The organism is Roseicyclus sp. (genome assembly GCF_052168335.1).
Classification (GTDB): Bacteria; Pseudomonadota; Alphaproteobacteria; order Rhodobacterales; family Rhodobacteraceae; genus Roseibacterium.
Genome location: NZ_JBQLZP010000303.1, coordinates 1 through 2,165 on the forward strand (window position 1 = coordinate 1; position 2,165 = coordinate 2,165).

General features: G+C 76.8%; 1 protein-coding gene and 1 pseudogene. Both read left to right on the plus strand.

The window, feature by feature from the left end; translation table 11 throughout:
• Nucleotides 1–397: pseudogene (locus tag ACTS11_RS09415) on the plus strand (Holliday junction branch migration protein RuvA); the annotation flags it as partial.
• Nucleotides 398–439: 42 nt separating this feature from the next.
• Nucleotides 440–1,462 (plus strand): Holliday junction branch migration DNA helicase RuvB, encoded by a 1,023-nt coding sequence (ruvB, locus tag ACTS11_RS09420; protein ID WP_442640064.1) that lies wholly within the window; start codon nucleotides 440–442, stop codon nucleotides 1,460–1,462.
• The last annotated feature ends 703 nt before the right edge of the window (nucleotides 1,463–2,165 follow it).

Sequence of the window (2,165 nt, forward strand, 5' to 3'; positions counted from 1 at the left end):
GGCCAAGGGCTGGACGGCGCTCCTCGGCACGCTCGGGCCCGAGGGTGCCGCCCGGCCCGTGGCGCTCGGCGACGGGGGCGCCGTCAAGGCGCCACCGGGCGTGGGTCCTAAGCTCGCGCAGCGGGTGGTGAACGAGCTGAAGGACAAGGCCCCCGCCGCGATGGCCGCGGGCGGCGGTGCGCTGGTCGAGCCCGCTCCCGCCGCGCCCCGCAAGGCGCCCCCCGCCGCCTCCGGCAGCGGCGCGGCGCAGGCCGAGGCGCTCTCCGCGCTCCAGAACCTCGGCTATGCCCCTGCCGACGCCGCCCGAGCCGTGGCCGAGGCAGCGGGCGAGGCGCCCGAGGCGGGCACGCCCGCCCTCATCCGCGCCGCGCTGAGGCGTCTCGCGCCCAGGGACTGACGGCTGGCCGCGCCCGCGCCTCTGCGCCATAAGGGACACGCGATGACCGAACCCGACCCCACGCTCCGGCCCGACCGCCTCCCCGAGGATGCCGACCGCGCCCTCCGGCCGCAGAGCCTCGACGACTTCATCGGCCAGGAGGAGGCGCGCGCCAATCTCCGCGTCTTCACCGAGAGCGCGCGGATGCGCGGCGAGGCGATGGACCACGTCCTCTTCCACGGGCCGCCCGGCCTCGGCAAGACGACGCTCGCGCAGATCATGGCGCGCGAGCTCGGCGTGAACTTCCGCATGACGAGCGGCCCGGTGCTGGCCAAGGCGGGCGACCTCGCGGCGATCCTGACCAACCTCGACGCGCGCGACGTCCTCTTCATCGACGAGATCCACCGCCTGAACCCGGTGGTGGAGGAGGTGCTCTACCCCGCGCTCGAGGATTTCGCCCTCGACCTCGTGATCGGCGAGGGGCCGGCCGCGCGCACCGTGCGGATCGAGCTCCAGCCCTTCACCCTCGTCGGCGCGACGACCCGCCTCGGGCTCCTGACCACGCCGCTCCGCGACCGCTTCGGCATCCCGGTGCGGCTCAACTTCTACACCGTGGCGGAACTCGACCACATCGTGCGCCGCGGCGCGCGCCTCGCCGGCGTCGAGGCCGAGCCCGACGGCACGCTCGAGATCGCCGCCCGCGCCCGCGGCACGCCGCGCATCGCCGGCCGGCTCCTGCGCCGCGTCATCGACTTCGCGCTGGTCGAGGGCGACGGACGCCTGACCCGCGCGGTGGCCGACGGTGCGCTGACGCGGCTCGGGGTGGACAGGCTCGGCCTCGATGCCGCCGACCGGCGCTATCTCACCCTCATCGCCGAGAACTACGGCGGCGGCCCCGTGGGCATCGAGACCATCGCCGCGGCGCTGGCCGAACCGCGCGACGCGCTCGAGGAGGTGATCGAGCCCTACCTCCTCCAGCAGGGCCTCATCGCCCGCACCCCCCGCGGACGGATGCTCGCCGCCAAGGGCTGGCAACACCTGGGCCTGCCTCCGCCGGGACGATCCGACCAGGGCGACCTCTTCTGACCGGCGATCCCGTTCCGAGGCTCGCCGCCACTCGGTCACCGAAGCCCCCCCGACCGCGAGCCCGTCCGCCGGGAGGCCCCCCGCGGCTCCTTCGGGTCGCAGCTCCCCGTTGCGGGCACGGGGATCGCACCGATACGCCAAGGATCCAGCCCGGACGCGGGGCCCTCCCGCGCGAGGCGACCGCAAGCCCCGGCACGGGCGGCGGCGCAGGCCCGCCCGCCGGAGGCCTGCGTCTCCACCCGCCGTGGGGGGGCGTCGGCCCCCCGATCCCCCCACCGCGCGTCCGCGTCCGGTCGGCCCCCCGAGCCGGACGGATGGCAGCCCCCACCTCGCCGGTCCCGCGGCCGTTCGCCCGCACCCGGTCGCAGGATCGGCTTTGTCGGCCGGCGCCCTTCGGCTCTGGACGGCCGACCCGGTTCGGAGGCCGCGCCCGCCCCACCGGATCGCCCCGACCCCACCGTATCGCCCCGATCCGACCGGGCCGGCCCGCGCAATTGCCCGCTCCGCCGACGCCCCACCTCGGGGGAGACGGGGCTGCGGCGCACCCCCCTTCCCCCGACGGGTCCGCCTCCGCCGCAGCACCCTCCGCGATCGGCCTCCGTCACGGGCACCGCCGGGCCGCCGCATCCGCCGAGGGGTCCGCCCGCCCTCCGCACCGCCCATGCCTGCCCCGCTTCATCTTTCCTCAAATACCGCCGGGGAG